Annotated in this window: 14 protein-coding genes; 7 read left to right on the top strand and 7 right to left on the bottom strand. The window is 74.0% G+C overall.

Features of this window, described 5'->3' with window-relative positions; translation table 11 throughout:
* Positions 1-34: 34 nt before the first annotated feature.
* Positions 35-1,336: a glycoside hydrolase domain-containing protein gene (locus tag M8C11_RS06435; RefSeq protein ID WP_252448772.1), complete on the bottom strand. Its 1,302-nt coding sequence runs from the start codon at positions 1,334-1,336 to the stop codon at positions 35-37.
* 210 nt (positions 1,337-1,546) lie between these two features.
* Here M8C11_RS06435 and M8C11_RS06430 point away from each other — a divergent pair, with 210 nt between their 5' ends.
* Together M8C11_RS06430 and M8C11_RS06425 are read left to right on the top strand one after the other, a co-directional pair.
* Positions 1,547-1,699, top strand: coding sequence for a hypothetical protein (locus tag M8C11_RS06430; protein ID WP_252448771.1), 153 nt, complete (start codon positions 1,547-1,549; stop codon positions 1,697-1,699).
* Complete coding sequence (locus tag M8C11_RS06425) at positions 1,699-2,664, top strand: N-acetylmuramoyl-L-alanine amidase (protein WP_252448770.1); 966 nt, start codon at positions 1,699-1,701, stop codon at positions 2,662-2,664. The genes M8C11_RS06430 and M8C11_RS06425 overlap by 1 nt, the downstream gene beginning before the upstream one ends.
* 50 nt (positions 2,665-2,714) lie before the next feature.
* Here M8C11_RS06425 and M8C11_RS06420 read toward each other — a convergent pair whose 3' ends face one another.
* The 3 genes from M8C11_RS06420 to M8C11_RS06410 are packed head-to-tail and all read right to left on the bottom strand — an operon-like array spanning position 2,715 to position 5,570.
* The gene (locus tag M8C11_RS06420) at positions 2,715-3,944 is read right to left on the bottom strand and encodes an epoxide hydrolase family protein (RefSeq protein WP_252448769.1); all 1,230 of its coding nucleotides are present in this window, start codon (positions 3,942-3,944) and stop codon (positions 2,715-2,717) included.
* Positions 3,945-3,966: 22 nt separating this feature from the next.
* On the bottom strand, positions 3,967-4,869 hold the full coding sequence (locus tag M8C11_RS06415) for a redoxin (RefSeq protein ID WP_252448768.1): 903 nt from the start codon (positions 4,867-4,869) through the stop codon (positions 3,967-3,969).
* On the bottom strand, positions 4,866-5,570 hold the full coding sequence (locus tag M8C11_RS06410; protein WP_121684139.1) for a thioredoxin family protein: 705 nt from the start codon (positions 5,568-5,570) through the stop codon (positions 4,866-4,868). The genes M8C11_RS06415 and M8C11_RS06410 overlap by 4 nt, the downstream gene beginning before the upstream one ends.
* Before the next feature lie 176 nt (positions 5,571-5,746).
* Here M8C11_RS06410 and M8C11_RS06405 point away from each other — a divergent pair, with 176 nt between their 5' ends.
* Positions 5,747-7,972 carry a hypothetical protein gene (locus M8C11_RS06405; protein WP_252448767.1) on the top strand — a complete coding sequence of 742 codons (2,226 nt, stop codon included), beginning with the start codon at positions 5,747-5,749 and terminating at the stop codon, positions 7,970-7,972.
* A gap of 13 nt (positions 7,973-7,985) precedes the next feature.
* Here the strand turns inward: M8C11_RS06405 and M8C11_RS06400 are convergent, their stop codons facing one another.
* Together M8C11_RS06400 and M8C11_RS06395 are read right to left on the bottom strand one after the other, a co-directional pair.
* On the bottom strand, positions 7,986-8,543 hold the full coding sequence (locus M8C11_RS06400; protein ID WP_252448766.1) for a GNAT family N-acetyltransferase: 558 nt from the start codon (positions 8,541-8,543) through the stop codon (positions 7,986-7,988).
* Positions 8,540-10,576: a penicillin acylase family protein gene (locus M8C11_RS06395; protein ID WP_252448765.1), complete on the bottom strand. Its 2,037-nt coding sequence runs from the start codon at positions 10,574-10,576 to the stop codon at positions 8,540-8,542. The genes M8C11_RS06400 and M8C11_RS06395 overlap by 4 nt, the downstream gene beginning before the upstream one ends.
* Before the next feature lie 228 nt (positions 10,577-10,804).
* Here M8C11_RS06395 and M8C11_RS06390 point away from each other — a divergent pair, with 228 nt between their 5' ends.
* The 4 genes from M8C11_RS06390 to M8C11_RS06375 are packed head-to-tail and all read left to right on the top strand — an operon-like array spanning position 10,805 to position 16,039.
* Complete coding sequence (locus M8C11_RS06390) at positions 10,805-12,358, top strand: aspartate aminotransferase family protein (protein ID WP_252448764.1); 1,554 nt, start codon at positions 10,805-10,807, stop codon at positions 12,356-12,358.
* Between the two features lie 23 nt (positions 12,359-12,381).
* Positions 12,382-13,668: a lysine N(6)-hydroxylase/L-ornithine N(5)-oxygenase family protein gene (locus tag M8C11_RS06385; RefSeq protein ID WP_252448763.1), complete on the top strand. Its 1,287-nt coding sequence runs from the start codon at positions 12,382-12,384 to the stop codon at positions 13,666-13,668.
* A 5-nt stretch (positions 13,669-13,673) separates the two neighbouring features.
* Positions 13,674-14,258: a GNAT family N-acetyltransferase gene (locus tag M8C11_RS06380; protein WP_252449005.1), complete on the top strand. Its 585-nt coding sequence runs from the start codon at positions 13,674-13,676 to the stop codon at positions 14,256-14,258.
* Complete coding sequence (locus M8C11_RS06375; protein ID WP_252448762.1) at positions 14,255-16,039, top strand: IucA/IucC family siderophore biosynthesis protein; 1,785 nt, start codon at positions 14,255-14,257, stop codon at positions 16,037-16,039. The genes M8C11_RS06380 and M8C11_RS06375 overlap by 4 nt, the downstream gene beginning before the upstream one ends.
* Before the next feature lie 63 nt (positions 16,040-16,102).
* Here the strand turns inward: M8C11_RS06375 and M8C11_RS06370 are convergent, their stop codons facing one another.
* Positions 16,103-17,005, bottom strand: coding sequence for a siderophore-interacting protein (locus M8C11_RS06370; protein WP_120570362.1), 903 nt, complete (start codon positions 17,003-17,005; stop codon positions 16,103-16,105).
* Positions 17,006-17,044 lie beyond the last annotated feature (39 nt).

The raw sequence follows: 17,044 nt of genomic DNA, 5'->3' as shown, positions 1-17,044 counted from the left end.
CGCCGGAGCGGGACCGGCTCACCGTCCGGCGGGCTCAGACCCGGGTGATGCGTACCGCGTCGGCGACCACGTAGCCGGTCCCCGCGCTCCAGCGGCTCACCCCGACCTTGTCCCCGGTCCCGGCGGCGAGCGTGAACACGCCGAGCGAGACCCAGCGGCCGCCGCCGGCGCGCTGGTCGACGGTCACCGTCCGATTGCCGGTGGTGGTGGCCACCAGGTACGGGGTGCGGTCGTTGTAGCCGGGGTCGGCCGGGTACCACACCGAGACCTCGTAGGCGCCGGTCGCGGGCAGGGTCGCCCGGAACCAGGCCACGTCGCTGGACGCCACGGGTGCGGCGAAGCGGTAGTCGGCGCCGTGGCGCTGCGCGGAGTACGCGGAGGTGCCCCAGGCCGCGCCGGCGGTGAACCCGCCCGCCGTGGCGTTGTCGACCGTGACGCTCCACGACGCGGGCGGCGTACCGGCCCGTACGTCCAGGTAGTTGCGGTCGATCTTCATGGTCACGCCGCCCCACGTCTCGGTGACGTCGCCGGCGTACTGGTGCAGGCGCTGCTGGTCGGCGTAGCGGTCGTCGGCGCAGTACGTGCCCCCGTCGGTGTCCGCGACCCCGTTCCACCAGGCGATCCAGATCTGGTCCAGCCGCAGGTACCGGGTGTCGTGGTAGGCGGCGCAGACGTCGGTGATGCCGGACGAGCCGCTGGAGTACATGCCGGCGAGGTAGCCGCGCGTGTGCAGCCGCTCGACCCAGCCGGAGAGGAAGGAGAGCACCGCGGCCCGGCAGCTCGCGTTCGACGGGTACTGCTCGATGTCGTTGTAGAGCGTACTGCCCGCGCCGATGCCGAGCGCCGCCGCGGCGGCGGCCGCGCTGTCCGCCGCGGTCCTGCCCTGCCCGCGGGCGGTGGCCGGGTCGGCGGACATCTTCGGCGTACGGGTGCCGCACGGCGCCTGGTAGCCCAGCTCGATGGGGATGAGCCGCCAGCCCTTGCGGGTCTGGTCGGCGACCCAGGTCGCGGTCAGGTTCGGTTGGGCGCAGGTGCGGCTGCCGCCGCTGATGTAGACGCCGACCGCGCGGTACGGCGAGGCGGCGAGCCAGGCGTCCATCGCGGCCTGCGACGGCGCGGTGCAGGTGTCGAAGCCCTTGCCGGTGAACGTGCCGGGCTGCGGGCCGACCGCGGCCAGGGCGGACTGCGACTCGGCGGCGGGCTGCGGGCCGGCGACAGCCGGTGTCCCGGCGGCGGCCGGTGTCCCGGCCCGGGCCGGGACGGCCGATGCCGTTGCCGGGACGGCCGTGGCCGCGACCACGGTGAGAAACGTCAGGGCCGTGGCGATCGCTCTCATCGGCGCCCCTCCTGTGCGGGATTCCTCGCCCGACGGCGAGACATGGGCAGGATTTCTACCACGCATCGACGGATGACGACAGATGATCGTGGCGAAAGTTTTCACCGAAGAAACGATCAATGAAGGGTATCGACAAGACGCCGGAAGCCGGTATAGCGTTCCCGCACTCACATCCGTCGATCGGTGAAGCGCCGTCACCCGAGGAGCGCCATGCCCACGTCACGATCCCCCCGTCTGCGACGCCGAGGTCTGCTCGGCGTACCCGCCCTGGTGGCCGCCGCCCTCGCCGTGGTCGTCCGGCCCGGCACGGCGCTCGCGGCGCCGAAGGCCGAGTGCCTCGCCGACCTGCTCGGGGAGCAGTGATGGCCACCATTCCCTGGCTCGTGGACGTGCTGCGGGCCGCCGGTGTGCAGGTCGTGGTCGAGGGCGACTGGCTCAACCGGATGCGCCCCGGCTCCTTCGACCCGATCGGGGTGCTCTGGCACCACACCGCGGCCACCTCCAGCGCCACCAACCCGCACCCGGCGCTGAACATCTGCATCAACGGCCGTTCCGACCTGCCCGGCCCGCTCTGCCAGGCGCTCGTGGACTACCACGGCGTGTTCCACGTGATCTCCGCCGGCCGGTGCAACCACGCCGGCACCAGCGGCGGCAGCGGCCCGATCCCGGCCGGGGACGGGAACACGCTGATGATCGGGTGGGAGATCGACTACAACGGCGTCGACCAGCGGATGACCACCGCCCAGTACAACGCCAGCATCGCGGCCACCGCCGCCGTGCTCAAGCGGCTCGGCCGGGACTCCAGCTACGCCCGGGGACACCGGGAGACCAGCACCACCGGCAAGATCGACCCGTCCTTCATCGACCTGAACACGATGCGCGCCGACGTGGCCGCCAAGATGGCCGGCGGCGGCACCGGCTGGACGTCGATCGTGGACAACGCCACCGCGGGCCGGTTCACCGCGAGCGCCAACTGGGGCACCTCGACGTACTCCGGGCAGCGCTACGGCGCCGACTACCGCTACGCGGACCCGGTCGCCGCGAGCGACGCGGCCTGGTACAAGTTCAACGTCCCGCGTACCGGCAACTACCGGGTCGAGGCGTGGTGGCCGGCGAACGCGGGCTACAACGCGGCCACGCCGTACATCGTCGCCACGACCACCGGCAACCGGACGGTCGTGGTCGACCAGCGGGCGACCGGCGGGCAGTGGCGCTCGCTCGGCACGTTCACGCTGCCGGCCGGCGACGCCAACCGCGTCGCGGTCAGCCGGTGGAGCTCCGCCGCCGGCCTGGTCATCGCCGACGCGGTCCGGCTGACCGAGGTCTGAACCGGGGATGCGGCCGGGTGGCATCCCACCCGGCCGCATCCGTCCCGACGTCAGCGCAGCGACCGGAAGGCCGCCCGCATCTCCTGGGCGAACAGCTCCGGCTGCTCCCAGGCGGCGAAGTGCCCGCCCCGGTCCACCTTGTTGTAGTGGATCAGGTTCGGGTACGCCCGCTCGGCCCAGCTGCGCGGCGCGAGCAGGATCTCGTCCGGGAACTGGCTCACCGCGGCCGGCACCCGGATGCCCTTGGCGGCGAAGAACGACAGCGCGTTCTGCGCGTACAGCCGGGCCGAGGACACGCCCGTGTTGGTCAGCCAGTAGAGCGTGACGTTGTCCAGGATGTCGTCGCGGCTCAGCCCGCCGGGCCGGCCGGCGAAGGCGGCGCAGATCAGGTCCAGGCTCGCCGCGTCGTGGTCGAGCATGAACGTCGCCAGGCCGACCGGCGAGTCGGCGAGCGCCACGAGCGTCTCCGGACGGGTTGTCATGATCAGCGCGTACGCGGAGTGCTTCCAGAAGAAGTCGATCCGCTCGCAGGCGGCCCGCTCCTCGGCCGACAGCCCGGCCGGCAGCTCCGCGAGCGGGTTGTTGACACCGGTGATGCCGGTCTGCAACAGCGCGTCGATCTCCGGCGGCACCACGCAGGGCATGTTCGTGTGGATGCCGGCCAGTTCCGGCGGGGCCTGCACGCCGAGCATGTCGGTGATCAGCGCGCCCCAGTCGCCGCCCTGCGCCACGAACCGGGTGTAGCCCAGCCGCCGCATCAGCTCGGTCCAGGCGCGGGCGATGTGCTGCGGATCCCAGCCGGGCCGGTCCGGCTGACCGGAGAACCCGTAGCCGGGCATCGACGGGATCACCAGGTGGAACGCGTCCGAGGCGCTGCCGCCGTGCGCCGTCGGGTCGGTCAACGGGCCGATGATCTTCAACTGCTCGATCACCGAACCGGGCCACCCGTGCGTGACGATCAGCGGCAGCGCGTCGGGGTGCGGCGAGCGCACGTGGATGAAGTGGATGTCCAGGCCGTCGATCTCGGTGACGAAGTTCGGCAGGTCGTTGAGCCGCGCCTCGACCCGGCGCCAGTCGTACTCGGTGGCCCAGTAGCGGGCGAGCGCCTGACTGGTCTCCAGCGGCACCCCCTGCGACTGGTCGTCCACGGTCTGGCGCTCCGGCCAGCGGGTGGCCGCGATCCGGACCCGCAGGTCCTCCAGGTCCGCCTCCGGCACCTCGACGCGGAACTCACGGATGCCGGCACCGGTACGCGTCGGCGTCATGGTCTTGACGGCCACGGGTTGTCCTCCTCGGGTCGGGTCAGGGACCGAACGTGAAGACGTACGCGCGGAAGCCGGGCCGCTCGGCGCGCAGGGTGAGCCGGTGCTCCCCCGGCGTCGCGCCGTCGACCAGCCGGATCATGGCCGCCCGGTCGACGAGGGCCCGGTCGTCCGGGCCCACGTCGGCGCCGCGCGCGTCAGCGGCCGGTTTCCCGTCCAGCAGCACCCGAATCCCGGCCGGTCCCTCCGGTCCCGGGTCGGCCACCAGGTTCACCTCACCGGCGGTGAACGGCAGGACCAGCTCGGCGCCGGCATCGCCGGTCTCGACGTACTCGCCCTCGACCTGCCAGTCGCCGGTCAGCGCGTACGTGCCGGGCACACCGCGGTCGGCGCCGAGGTAGGTCTCCGGGGTGATCCCGGCGTACGTGGGCTGCGGGTCGGTCACGAACGCGGTCACCTCCGGGGTGACCGGCGGCAGCGCGGTCGCGGGCGCGGCGGTCTCGACCAGCCGCCGGATCAGCGCCTCGGTCCGGTCGTAGTCGCCCTCGCCGACCCAGCGGTCGGCCAGCCGCCCGTCGGCGTCGAAGAGGTACTTCGCCGGCCAGGCGTCGTTGCGCAGGGCACGCCAGAACGTGTAGTCGTCGTCGATGGCGATCGGGTAGGTGAGCCCGTGGTCGCGGATCGCCCGGTCGATGTTCTCCGGCAGCCGGCCGAACGCGAACTCCGGCGCGTGCGCGCCGACGACCGTGAGCCCCAGGTCGCGGTAGTCGCGGTGCCACGCCCGCACGTACGGGGCGGTGCGGATCCAGTTCACGCAGGTGTACTCCCAGACGTCGACGAGGACCACACGTCCGCGCAGATCCTTCGGCGTCAGCGGCGCGGAGTTCACCCAGCGGCCGACGTCGATCGGCGGCAGCCGGGTCGCCACCGCGGCCCGGGTCATCCGCGGTTCCCGTCGCCGAGGTCGACGGCGGTCGCGCCGACCACCGCCCGGTCGCCCTGCTGCACGTATCCGACGACCGAGGCGCGGCGCGGGTCGGGCGCCGCCGGCACGTCGATCTCCATCCGGCCCCGCTCCCCGTTCAGCTCGGTGGAACAGAACGCGCGCACCACCGTGTCCTGGCGCAGCCGCCGCCCGGCGTTCTCGCCCCGGGGGACGTCGTTCTCCAGGCCGCGCTCCACCACCGCCACGTTCAGCCGGGCCTGCTCGGGCAGCGCTCCGGTCTCGTAGTCGAGCACCACGTGCCCGGCGTCGGCCGTCACGACGGACAGCGTCACCGGCGTGCCGGGCGACGCGGCCAGCGCGGCGTCGATCGCCGAGCCGGCCTGCCGGCGATCCGACCCGACGAACTCGACCGTTCCGTTGACGATCATCTGCGGCGTGTAGAGCCCGCCGGTGCGCAGCGTCCGCGCGTACCGCTCCTGCCGCAGCGTGTGCGCCTGCGCGCCGTACGGGTCGGCCCAGCCCAGGTGGTCCCAGTAGTCGACGTGGAAGCCGAGCGTGTAGACCCGCTCCCCGCGCTCACGCGCGTCCCGGTCGATCTCGGACAGCACCTCCTCGGCGGGCGGGCAGCTGTCGCAGCCCTGGGAGGTGAACATCTCCACGACGGCGAAGCCGTCACGCGGGGACGATGCGCCGGTCATGCGGGCTCCCTTCGTCCGAGGACGTCCGCCGGCGGTTACCCGGACGGCACGGCTTCGAACGGGCCGCCCGCCGGGCCCACGGGCGTTTGCCCCCGGCCCGGCCGGGTAGGACGCTGCGCCACCCGAGGGCGGGCCGTGCCAGGCGGCGTGGGCGGCCGGGACGTCGCGGAGGGTCGATGACGGCTGGACCAGGGCGGGCACAGGCGCCGTCGGGCGAGGTGGTGGAGCTGCGGGTGCACGGCGTCTCCTCGGCCGGCGCCGCCGAGGTGCTGGGCCGTCCGCTGGTCCGGCAGGTCGCGGGCGACCGCAGCGCGGGCTTCTACCGGCCCCGCCCCGGACTCGCCGACGCGCAGGGCGCCGGCGGGGTGACGCTGGAGGCGTACCGGTGGAACGACCTGCCGTCCGGCACCGCGCTGCGTACCCTGTCGCTGCTGTTCCTGATGCCCTTCATGCTGCTCAACGTGGCCGTGTGGATGCGGCCGGGGGACGCGGTCGGCGGCGCGGTGGTGCGGGCGCTGTGCCGGGTGCTCGGGTTGAGCCTGACCGCGCTGTACGTGCTCGCCGGCGCCGGGGTGGCGCTGGACCTGGTGGCCTGGCAGTGCCTGTCCGTGCCGGCCTGCATCTCCGACCGCGAGTGGCTGTCCTGGATGGGCGGGCGGCCGGTCGGGTTGCGGCTCGTGGTGCTGGCGCTGGTCCCGGCCGCCGCGGTGAGCCTGGTCTGGTGGGGTGCCCGGCGTCCGGGACGCTCGTTCACCGCGTTCCGGGCGCCGGAGCGGGCGACCGCCGGCCCCCCGTTGAGCACGATCGGCCAGTGGGACACCGAGCCGCTGATGGGCCGGCTGCGCTCGATCCACATCGCGGCGGCCTTCGCCACCCTCGACGGCTGTCTCCTCGCCGCCCGGGCCGCGCAGGGCGTCCCGCCCACTGTGGCGGCGCTGCTCGCGGTCACCGGCGCGGTCCTGCTCGCCTGCGTGGTCCTGGTCTGCGTGCCGCCGCTCGTCGACCGGGCGCCCACCGACCCGCGACGCGACCGGGTCGCCCGGGTGCTGCGCGGCACCGCGGTCGGGCTCACCGTCGTGGTGGCCGGGCACCTGCTGTTCGCCCCGGTCCGCTGGCGTACCGGCGGGGGCCTGCCCGGCTACGGCTCGATCCTGACCTGGCTGCTGGTCACTCACGCGGTCCTGCTCGGCGGCCTGGGTGCCGTGCTGCTCCGGCACCGGCTGCGGGTACGCGGCCACCAGCCGCCGAACGGGCTCGGCGCGCTCGTGGTCGCGGCGGCGGCGGGCGGGCTCGCGGTGGCGTACTCCGCCGAGCTGGTCCAGCGCACCGCCGACCTGCTGGACCGGGGCATGTCCCCGGCGGACGACATACCGGGTCCGGCGCGCGCGTACACCTGGGCGATCTACGGTTTCTTCCGCGCCCTGCTGGTCACGCTGGCGGCCGCCGCCGTGGTGGCGCTGGTGTCCCGGCGCGGCCGGATCCGGGCCGCCCAGGCGATCGTCGAGCGCGACTTCCCGGCGCCGCCGGCCGAGGCGGCGCCCCGGCTGCGGCAGGTCCGGACGATGATCGTCCGGGCCCGCTTCACCGACCTGCTGGTGCCGTTGGCGGTGCTGTTCGCCGTCATGGCCGGGGCGGGCGCGGCGACCACCGCGATGGCGCTGGTCCACCCCGAGCCGGGCGAGGCCCTGGAACGCCGCACGCACGTGCCGGCCGAGCTGGTCATGTTCGGCATCGAGGTGGGCGGGGTGGCGCTCTCGGCGGCGGTGCTGGCCCTGGTCGTGGCCGGGATCTTCGCCTACCGCAGTCCCGGGTTCCGCCACCACGTCGGCGTGCTCTTCGACCTCGCCACGTTCTGGCCCCGGGCCGCGCACCCGTTCGCACCGCCCTGCTACGCCGAGCGGGCCGTGCCGGAGCTGGCCCGGCGCATCACGTACCTGGTGCGCAGCGGCAACGGGGTGCTGCTGTCCGGCTACAGCCACGGCTCGGTGCTCGTCGCCGCCACCGTCCTGCAACTGCCGGCGGAGATCAGCGCGCGGGTCGCCCTGCTCACCTACAGCTCGCCGCTGCGCCGGCTCTACGCCCGGCTGTTCCCCGCCTACGTCGGCGACGAGATGCTGCGCGGGATCGGCGGCCGGCTCGGCTGGCGGTGGCGCAACCTGTGGCGGGACACCGACGCGCTGGGCGGATGGATCTTCTCCCCGCACCGCGCGGACGAGCCGCCCCGCGTCACCGGCCCGGAGGCGACCGTGGACCGCCGCCTCCGGGATCCGGATGGCCTGGTGGCGCCGCCCTGGGACAGCGTCCCCCCGCCGATCAAGGGCCACCTTCCGTCCGAGGACGACCCGGCGTACGCCGAGACGGTGCGGGACCTCACCGGGCGGCTGCGCGCCGTCGAGCCCTGACGCGGGCGGGGCGTCACGCCGCCGGGTGGTCCGCCTCGAACCGTTCCCGGGTGAGGAACGCCAGCCTCGCCCGCTTGTCCGGCATGTCGATCTCGTCGCCGAGCGTGAACCCCTCGATCCGCAGCCGGCGCAGCATGACGTCGTTGCGCACGTCCGGCTCGACCACCACGCGGCGCGCGGCCGGGTCGCGCAGCAGGAACCGGACCAGGGCCGGGAAGACCGCCCCGGTCAGCGAACCGGGATACCGCCGGGGCGCGTCGAGCAGCAGGTGCGTCCCGACGTCGCCGGGCAGCACCGGGTAGCGCTCGCCGACCGGGTCCGCCTCCGGCTGGTAGGTCTGGAACAGCCCGATCGGCTCGCCGTCGAGCCGGATCAGGTACGCGTGGTGGGTGTCCAGCCCGTCGACGAACGCGTAGATCTCGCGTACCTCGTCGACGGTGTGCGAGCCCATGCCCCAGAACCGGTTGCGGGGCCGGACCACCCAGCCGTGCAGCAGTTCGGCGTGCCGGTCGGGGCGTACCGGCTCCAGCGCCAGCTCGCCGAGGCCGGGGATCCGTTCCAGGTGGATCACGTCGTCTCGTCTCCCGTCAGTGGGCCGGCGGGCACCGGGATGAGCGTCCCGGCGGCCCAGTGGGTCAGTTGGTCGGCGAAGTGCGCGTCGCCGGGGCGCCCGGAGGCGCCGAACGGGACGATCCAGCGGCTGGCCGCCCGGTCGGTCAGGTCCCACACGTAGCGGGCCACCGGGCCGCGCCAGCAGGCGTCGGAGACTCCCGGCACGCTGGAGGTGGCCAGCACGCAGTCGGTGTCACCGGCCAGCGCCACCCGCTGCCGCATCGCGGTGACCGCGTCGGTGACCGCCGGGGCGACGCCCAGGTGCACCGGGTGCAGCAGGTGCCGGCCGCCCCACTCACCGGGCGCCGGGCCGGCGGCCACCTCGGCCAGCGCCTCGGCGGCCGGTTCCGCGAGGTCGAACTCGGCGGCGAGGTGGTCCAGCGCCAGGCCGATCCGGGCCGCCGGGTCGGTCCAGGGCGCGAACAGCTCGTCGAAACCGCACGGCTCGCCGAGGGCACGCAACCTCGGGTGTACGCGCAACCGCCGGGCGAGCGCCGCCCGCCAGGCCGCGTACGCGCCCGCCTCGGCCGAGCCGGCCGCCATCGCCCGGTCCCAGCCGCGCAGCCGCAGCAGCAGCGCGCGGGCGGGTTCGTCGAGCCGGCCCGGGTCGAGCCGGTCGAGCAGCCGGTACAGCGGCCCGGCCGGGAGCCGGTCGTCGGTGTGCACGGTGGACGGTCCGGCGCCCTGGGCGAGCAGTTCCTGGATCCGGCGGGCCCGGTGCGGCGGGGCGAAGTCGGCGCCGTGCGCGGCCACGTCCTCGCGGCGGTCGTTCGCGCACACCGCCACGCCGTCGACCGGCTCGTCCACGAGCGGCAGGTAGTCGCCCCGCCACCGGTAGGCCGGTTCCCAGGCCGGTACGGGTTCCCGGCGGCACCGCACGTCGCGTACCGGGACCAGGCCGGCGACCAGGCGGCGGACACCGCCCCCGGTGTCGGCGGCGAGCACGCTGTTGACCGGCTCGACCCAGTGGCGCAGCGCCTCGGCGACGTCACCGGTGTGCCGGGCGCGCAGCAGTGGCAGCAACGCCTCGAAGCCGAGGCGGGCCTCGACCCGGCTCGGCGTGCGCAGGGCGATCGCGTCGCCGGTGACCCGGTCGTGGTCGATCACCGGCCCGCGCGGCGTCTCGATCACCTCGACCGTCTCCGGGGCGCCGCCGCGGACCTCGATTTCCTCGACGTGGCGCGCGGCGGGCGTCCAGCCGCCGGCGTCGCGCACCAGCACGCGGTCGCCGTCGCGGCGCAGCCGTTCGCGGTAGAGGTCCTGGTAGTCGGCCATCGCGTTGGTGACGGCCCAGGCCACGTGGCCGGTGTGGCCGAAGTGCGGCAGGCCGGGTACGCCGGGGAAGGCGAGGCCGATCACGTCGAACTCCGGGCAGGCGAGCCGGACCTGCTGGTAGACGCCGGGTAGTTCGAGCAGCCGGTGCGGGTCGCCGGCGATCACCGGGCCGCGCCCGGTGGCCGGGTCGGCGGGCAGCGCCCAGGCGTTGCTGCCGGAGGACGCCGGTCCCTCGACCGCGAACAGCCCGGCCGCCTCGGGGCCGATCGTGCGGGCCACGTGCGCGTGCCAGAGCTTGTTCGGGAACGTGGAGAAGAGCACGTGCTGGACGAGGAAGACGCCGAGCGGCGACCAGGGCTGCCAGGGTTCGGGCGCGGTGCCGGTGGCGGCGAACTCGGGCGCGTCGGCGGCACCCTCGGCGAGTCCGGAGTTCACCCCGTCGACGTACGCCTCGACCCACCGCCGGGTGTCCGGGTCCAGGCGCTCGTAGCAGCGCCGGGCGGTGTCGTCCAGCCGTACGCGCCGGGCGAACCGGTCCCACGCCAGCTCGGCCGCGCCGACGTGGGCGGCCAGCCGACCCTCGGCACGCCATCGTTCGACGCTGATCTGCCAGGCCCGGTCCAGCGCGGCGACACGCCCCTGCAGACGCGCGAGCGCGTCGACGTCGGCGGCCCACAACCGGGGCACACCCCACCTGTCGCGATCGACGTGCGTCATCGTCCCGCGCCGCCTCGGCGCGCCGGGTGCCGGTTACGTTCCACAGTCAACTTAGGATAACCTCCCCTAACCGAGGGCGACCTTACCGCGACGCGGCCAAGGCACCAACCGGCGGTACATCCGGGACAAAGCACCCCGAGTCGTGCTTGCTCGTTAGGCCAGCCTAACCTAACCTGATCGCCGCGGCTGTCGCCGCGTGTCCTGTCCGTACGACCGCTGGGAAGTCGCATGAGTTCGATCGGGAGCCCGACCGGCGCCGCGCCCACCGACACCGGCCGCGCCGCCGCCACGGCACGCGGCCACCTGTTCAACGCCGGCACGCTCGGGCGGTACCGGGACGTGCTGGCGCGCGGCGTCGACCGGGTCGCCCGCCGGGTGGGCGAGGCGGACCGGCCGTTCACCGGCGTCACCCCCGACGACCTGGCGCCGCTCATCGGCGCCATCGACCTGGACCGGCCGCTCGGCGACACCGACGCCGCCCTGGACGAGCTGTACGACGTGTGGCTGCGCGACGCGGTCTACTTCCACCACCCGCGCTACCTGGCCCACCTGAACTGCCCGGTGGTCATCCCGGCGCTGCTCGGCGAGGCCGTGCTCAGCGCGGTCAACTCCTCACTGGACACCTGGGACCAGAGCGCCGGTGCGACGTTGATGGAGCGGCGCCTGATCGAGTGGACGGCCGGGCGCATCGGGTTCGGCGCCGGCGCCGACGGCGTGTTCACCAGCGGCGGCACCCAGTCGAACCTCCAGGCGATGCTGCTGGCGCGCGAGGAGGCGTACCGCACGGTGGTGGGCGGCTCCGCCGGCCGGCCGGACCGGCCGCAGGTGCTCTCCCGGCTGCGCATCCTCACCTCCGCGGCCGGGCACTTCAGCGTGCAGAAGGCCGCCAAGCTGCTCGGCCTGGCCGCCGACGCGGTGCTCACCGTGCCCACCGACGCGACCCGCCGGATGCGCACCGACGAGCTGGCCCGCACCATCGACCGCTGCCACCGCGACGGCCAGGTGGTGATGGCCGTCGTCGCCACCGCCGGCACCACCGACTTCGGCACCGTCGACCCACTGCCGGAGATCGCCGACATCTGCGCCGACGCGGGCGTCTGGTTGCACGTCGACGCCGCGTACGGCTGCGGGCTGCTGGTCTCCCCCACCCGCCGGCACCTGCTCGACGGCATCGAACGGGCCGCGTCGGTGACTGTGGACTACCACAAGTCGTTCTTCCAGCCGGTCAGCTCCAGCGCGCTGCTGGTCCGCGACGGCCGGACGCTGCGCCACGCCACCTGGCACGCCGACTACCTCAACCCGGCCCGCGCGGTCGAGCAGGGCATCCCGAACCAGGTCGACAAGAGCATCCAGACCACCCGCCGGTTCGACGCGTGCAAGCTCTGGCTGACCCTGCGGATCATGGGGCCGGACGCGATCGGCGCGCTGTTCGACCAGGTCGTCGACCTCGCGGCGCAGGCGTGGCGGCGGCTCGACGCCGACCCGCGCTTCGAGGTGGCCGCGCCGTCGCAACTGAGCACAGTGGTCTTCCGGTACCGGCCGCCCGGACTCGCGCCCGACCTGGTCGACGAGGCCAACCTGCACGCCCGCGACGCGCTCGCCGCCTCCGGCGCGGCCCTGGTCGCCGGCACCAAGGTCGACGGCGCCCACCACCTGAAGCTCACCCTGCTCAACCCCGAGACCACAGTGGACGATGTCGCCCACGTGCTGGACCTCATCGCCGACCACGCCGCCTGGTACGCCCGGACCGCGGCCACCGCCGAGCTGTCCTGCCCGGTCTGACCCCCGCCGAGGAGAACGAGAACATGTCGACCTACGACTTCATCGCCGTCGGGCTGGGCCCCTACAACCTCGGCCTGGCCTGCCTCACCGCGCCGATCGACGACCTCGACGGGCTGTTCCTGGAGGCCCGCGACAGCTTCGACTGGCATCCCGGCATGCTGCTGGAATCCACCCGGCTCCAGACGCCGTTCATCGCCGACCTGGTCACGCTCGCGGACCCCACCTCGCCGTACTCGTTCCTGAGCTACCTGAAGGAGACCGGCCGGCTCTACCCGTTCTACATCCGGGAGAGCTTCTTCCCGCTGCGCGCCGAGTACAACGACTACTGCCGCTGGGCCGCCGGGAAGCTGCCGAACCTGCGCTTCCGGCACGCCGTCACCGCCGTCGAGTACGACGAGGCCGACGACCGGTACGTGGTGCACGCGGACACGCCGGACGGACCGGTCACCCACCGGGCGCGGCACCTCGTGCTCGGCACCGGCACCCCGCCGTACCTGCCGCCGGCCTGCGCCGGGCTCGGCGGTGACATGATCCACAACTCGCGCTACCTGGAGCACCGGGAGGCGCTGCGGGCCAAGGACAGCATCACCATCGTCGGCAGCGGCCAGAGCGCCGCGGAGATCTACCACGACCTGCTCGGCGACATCGACACGTACGGCTACGAGCTCACCTGGGTGACCCGCTCGCCGCGGTTCTTCCCGCTGGAGTACACCAAGCTCACGCTGGAGATGACCTCACCGGACTACGTGGACTACTTCCACGCGCTGCCCGAGCCGACCCGCTACGCGCTGGAGGCCGCACAGAAGCCGCTGTTCAAGGGCATCAACGCCGACCTGATCAACGACATCTACGACCTGCTGTACGCCAAGAGCCTGCACGGGCCGGTGCCGAGCCGCCTGCTCACCAACACCGAACTGGTCGAGGCGGCGTACGCCGACGACCGCTACCGGCTCGGGCTGCGCCACACCGAGCAGGACCGCGCGTTCACGCTCGACACGGCGGGACTGGTGCTGGCCACCGGCTACCACTACCGGGTGCCGGAGTTCCTCGCGCCGGTCCGCGACCGGCTCCGCTTCGACGCGCACGGCCGCTTCGACGTGGCCCGCAACTACAGCGTCGACCACACCGGCCGGGGCGTGTTCCTCCAGAACGGCGGCACCCACACGCACAGCATCACCTCGCCCGACCTGGGCATGGGCCCGTACCGCAACTCGTGGCTGATCCGGGAGATGACCGGCCGGGAGCACTACCCGGTGGAGAAGACCATCGCGTTCCAGGAGTTCGGCGCCCCGGCCGGAGCCCCGGCATGACCGGCATGACCGCGTTCAGCCGCGTCGACGACGCGCTCGGCGAGTTCACGCTGCGCCCGCTGGACCCGGACGCCGACGCCGCGCTGCTGCACCGCTGGGTCACCCACCCCAAGTCCGCGTTCTGGCTCATGCAGGACGCCGACGTGGACGCCGTCGCCGCCGAGTACCGGCGCATCGCCGACCACCCGCACCACGACGCGTACCTCGGGTCGTGGCGCGGCACCCCGGCGTTCCTGGCCGAGCGGTACGACCCGGCGCACGTCGAGCTGGTCGATCTCTACGACCCGGAGCCCGGCGACGTGGGCATGCACTTCCTCTGCGCGCCCGCCGACACGCCGGTCCACGGCTTCACCCGGGCCGTCATCACCACGGTGATGGCCTGGCTGTTCGCCGACCCGGCGACCCGCCGGGTGGTGGTGGAGCCGGACGTGCGCAACACCGCCGTGCACGCGCTCAACGCGGCAGTCGGCTTCACCGTCGTCGGCCCGATCCGCAAGCCCGAGAAGGAGGCGCTGCTCAGCGTCTGCACCCGGGACCAGTTCCGGGCCGCCACCGGCGCGCCCGCCAGCGAGGAAGGGGCACCGGCGTGAACGCCAGCGCATCCGTGGACCACCTGACCCCCGAGGCGTGGGCGACGGCCAACCGGCTGCTGGTGCGCAAGGCGCTCGCCGAGTTCGCCCACGAGCGCCTGATCACCCCCGAGCCAGCCGGCCCGGGACAGTGGCTGGTGCGCAGCGACGACGGCGCCGTCGAGTACCGGTTCGCCGCGCAGCGGCTGGCGCTCGACCACTGGCAGGTCGACGCGGACAGCATCGTGCGCCGTCGCGACGGCGCGGAACTGCCGCCCGACGCCGTCGACCTGTGCGTGGAGCTGCGCGGCGCGCTCGGCCTCACCGACGCGATCCTGCCGGTCTACCTGGAGGAGATCACCTCCACGCTGGCCGGGACCGCGTACAAGCTGGCCAAGCCCGCGCTGAGCGCCGCCGAGCTGGCCGCCGCCGACTTCCAGGCGATCGAGACCGGCATGACCGAGGGGCATCCCTGCTTCGTGGCCAACAACGGCCGCATCGGCTTCGGCGTGCACGAATACCACGCGTACGCCCCGGAGGCCGCCGCGCCGGTACGGCTGCTCTGGCTCGCCGCGCACCGCGACCACACCACGTTCACCTGCGCCGACGACCTGGACTACGACACGCTGGTCCGGGCCGAGCTGGGCGAGGAGACGCTGGCCGGGTTCACCGCCACGCTCACCGGGCTGGGCCTGGACCCGGCCGACTACCTGCTCGTCCCGGTGCACCCGTGGCAGTGGTGGAACAAGCTCGCCGTCACGTTCGCCGGTGAGGTGGCCCGGCGCTGGCTGGTCTGCCTCGGCGAGGGGCCGGACGAGTACCTCGCGCAGCAGTCCATCCGCACCTTCTTCAACGTCAGCGACCCGGCCAAGCACTACGTGAAGACCGCGCTGTCGGTGCTGAACATGGGCTTCATGCGCGGGCTGTCCGCCGCGTACATGGAGGCGACGCCGGCCATCAACGACTGGCTGGCCGGGCTGATCGAGGGCGACCCGGTGCTCAAGCGCACCGGCCTGTCGATCATCCGGGAGCGGGCCGCGATCGGTTACCGGCACCGCCAGTACGAGGCGGCGACCGACAGGTACTCCCCGTACCGGAAGATGCTGGCGGCGCTGTGGCGGGAGAGCCCGGTGCCCGGGCTGGAACCCGGGCGGCGGCTGGCCACCATGGCCTCGCTGCTGCACCTGGACCGGGACGGGCGCTCGCTGGCCGCGGCGCTGATCGACGAGTCGGGGCTGGCCCCGGCCGACTGGCTGCGCCGCTACCTGGACGCCTACCTGGTGCCGCTGCTGCACAGCCTGTACGCCCACGACCTGGCGTTCATGCCGCACGGCGAGAACGTCATCCTGGTGCTGGACGGCGGCGTGGTGGAGCGGGTCGTGTTCAAGGACATCGCCGAGGAGATCGTGGTGATGGACCCGGACGCGGACCTGCCCGAGCGGGTGCGGCGGATCCGGGCCGCCATCCCGGAGGACGAGAAGATCCTGTCCATCTTCACCGACGTGTTCGACTGCTTCCTGCGGCACCTGAGCGCGGCCCTGCACACGCAGGGCGTACTCGACCAGGACGGGTTCTGGCGCACGGTGGCCGAGTGCGCCGCCGGCTACGCCGCCACGGTGCCGCACCTGGCCGACCGGATGCGCCGGCACGACCTGTTCGCGCCGGAGTTCACGCTCTCCTGCCTCAACCGGCTCCAGCTGCGCAACAACCAGCAGATGGTGGACCTGTCCGACCCGTCGGCCGCGTTGCAGTTCGCCGGCACGCTGGTCAACCCGCTCGCCCCGTACGCGCCGCGCGACTGACGGGGACGACGAAGAAGCGGGCCGGCGCCGTGCGCCGGCCCGCTTCGACGGCGGTGGGGACGATCAGTTCTCCGCGCGACCGGCCCGCCAGTAGCCCATGAACGCCACCGCGCACCGGTCCATGCCCCGCTCGGTGACCAGGTGCCGGCGCAGGCCGCGGATCACCGCCGCCTCCCCGGCCAGCCAGGCGTAGAGCGCCGCGCCGTCGGGCCGCTCCGGCACCTCCCAGAGGATGTCCCGGTCCACGTCCACCTCGGCCAGCGGCGGCGCGCCCGGTCCGGCCGGTACGGGCACCAGCCGGCCGGCCAGGCTGGTCACCGCCGGGGTGAGCCGGCTGCCGTGCGGGGCGCCGTCGCGGGGCAGCCAGGTCACCGTGACGCCGGCCGGCGCCGCGCAGGGCAGCTCGTCGCCGGTCTCCGGCACCTCCACCAGCGCGTGCCCGCGCGCGTCGGCGGGCAGCCGCTCCAGGATCGCGCAGATCGCCGGCGCGGCGGTCTCGTCGCCGGCGAGCAGCAGCGTGGCGCCGGCCGGCGGCTGGAACTCGACCCCGCCGTGCGGGCCGTCCCACCCGGCGTCCGGGCCGACGACGGCGATCCGGTCGCCGAGGCGGGCCCGCCGGGCCCACCGGGTGGCCGGGCCGCCGTCGCCGTGCAGCGCCATGTCCACGTCCACCTCGTACGCCTCCGGCCGGACCGCGCGCACCGTGTAGGTGCGGATCGGGCTGCGCAGCCCGTCCGGCAGCTCACGCCACCGCGGGAACCAGTCCGGCCCGTCGGGCAGCTCCCCCGGCGCCCCGTCGACCGGCGGCAGGGCCAGCTTGATCCGCTGGTCGTACCCGTTGTCGGCGAACCGGTCCAGGTCCGGGCCGGTGAGCGTCACCCGCAGGAAGGACGGGCCGAGCCGCCGTAGCGCGCGGACCTCAACGGTGAAGACTCGCCAGGGCGCGACGGCCAGGGTGCTGGTCATGCGTCATTCCTCTCACGGCCGGTGGGCGGTACGTCGGTG

Origin of the sequence: Micromonospora sp. CPM1 (assembly GCF_023896895.1) — a bacterium.
In the GTDB taxonomy this organism is placed as follows: domain Bacteria; phylum Actinomycetota; class Actinomycetes; order Mycobacteriales; family Micromonosporaceae; genus Micromonospora; species Micromonospora tulbaghiae.
This window is presented reverse-complemented; position numbering and strand designations above follow the sequence as displayed.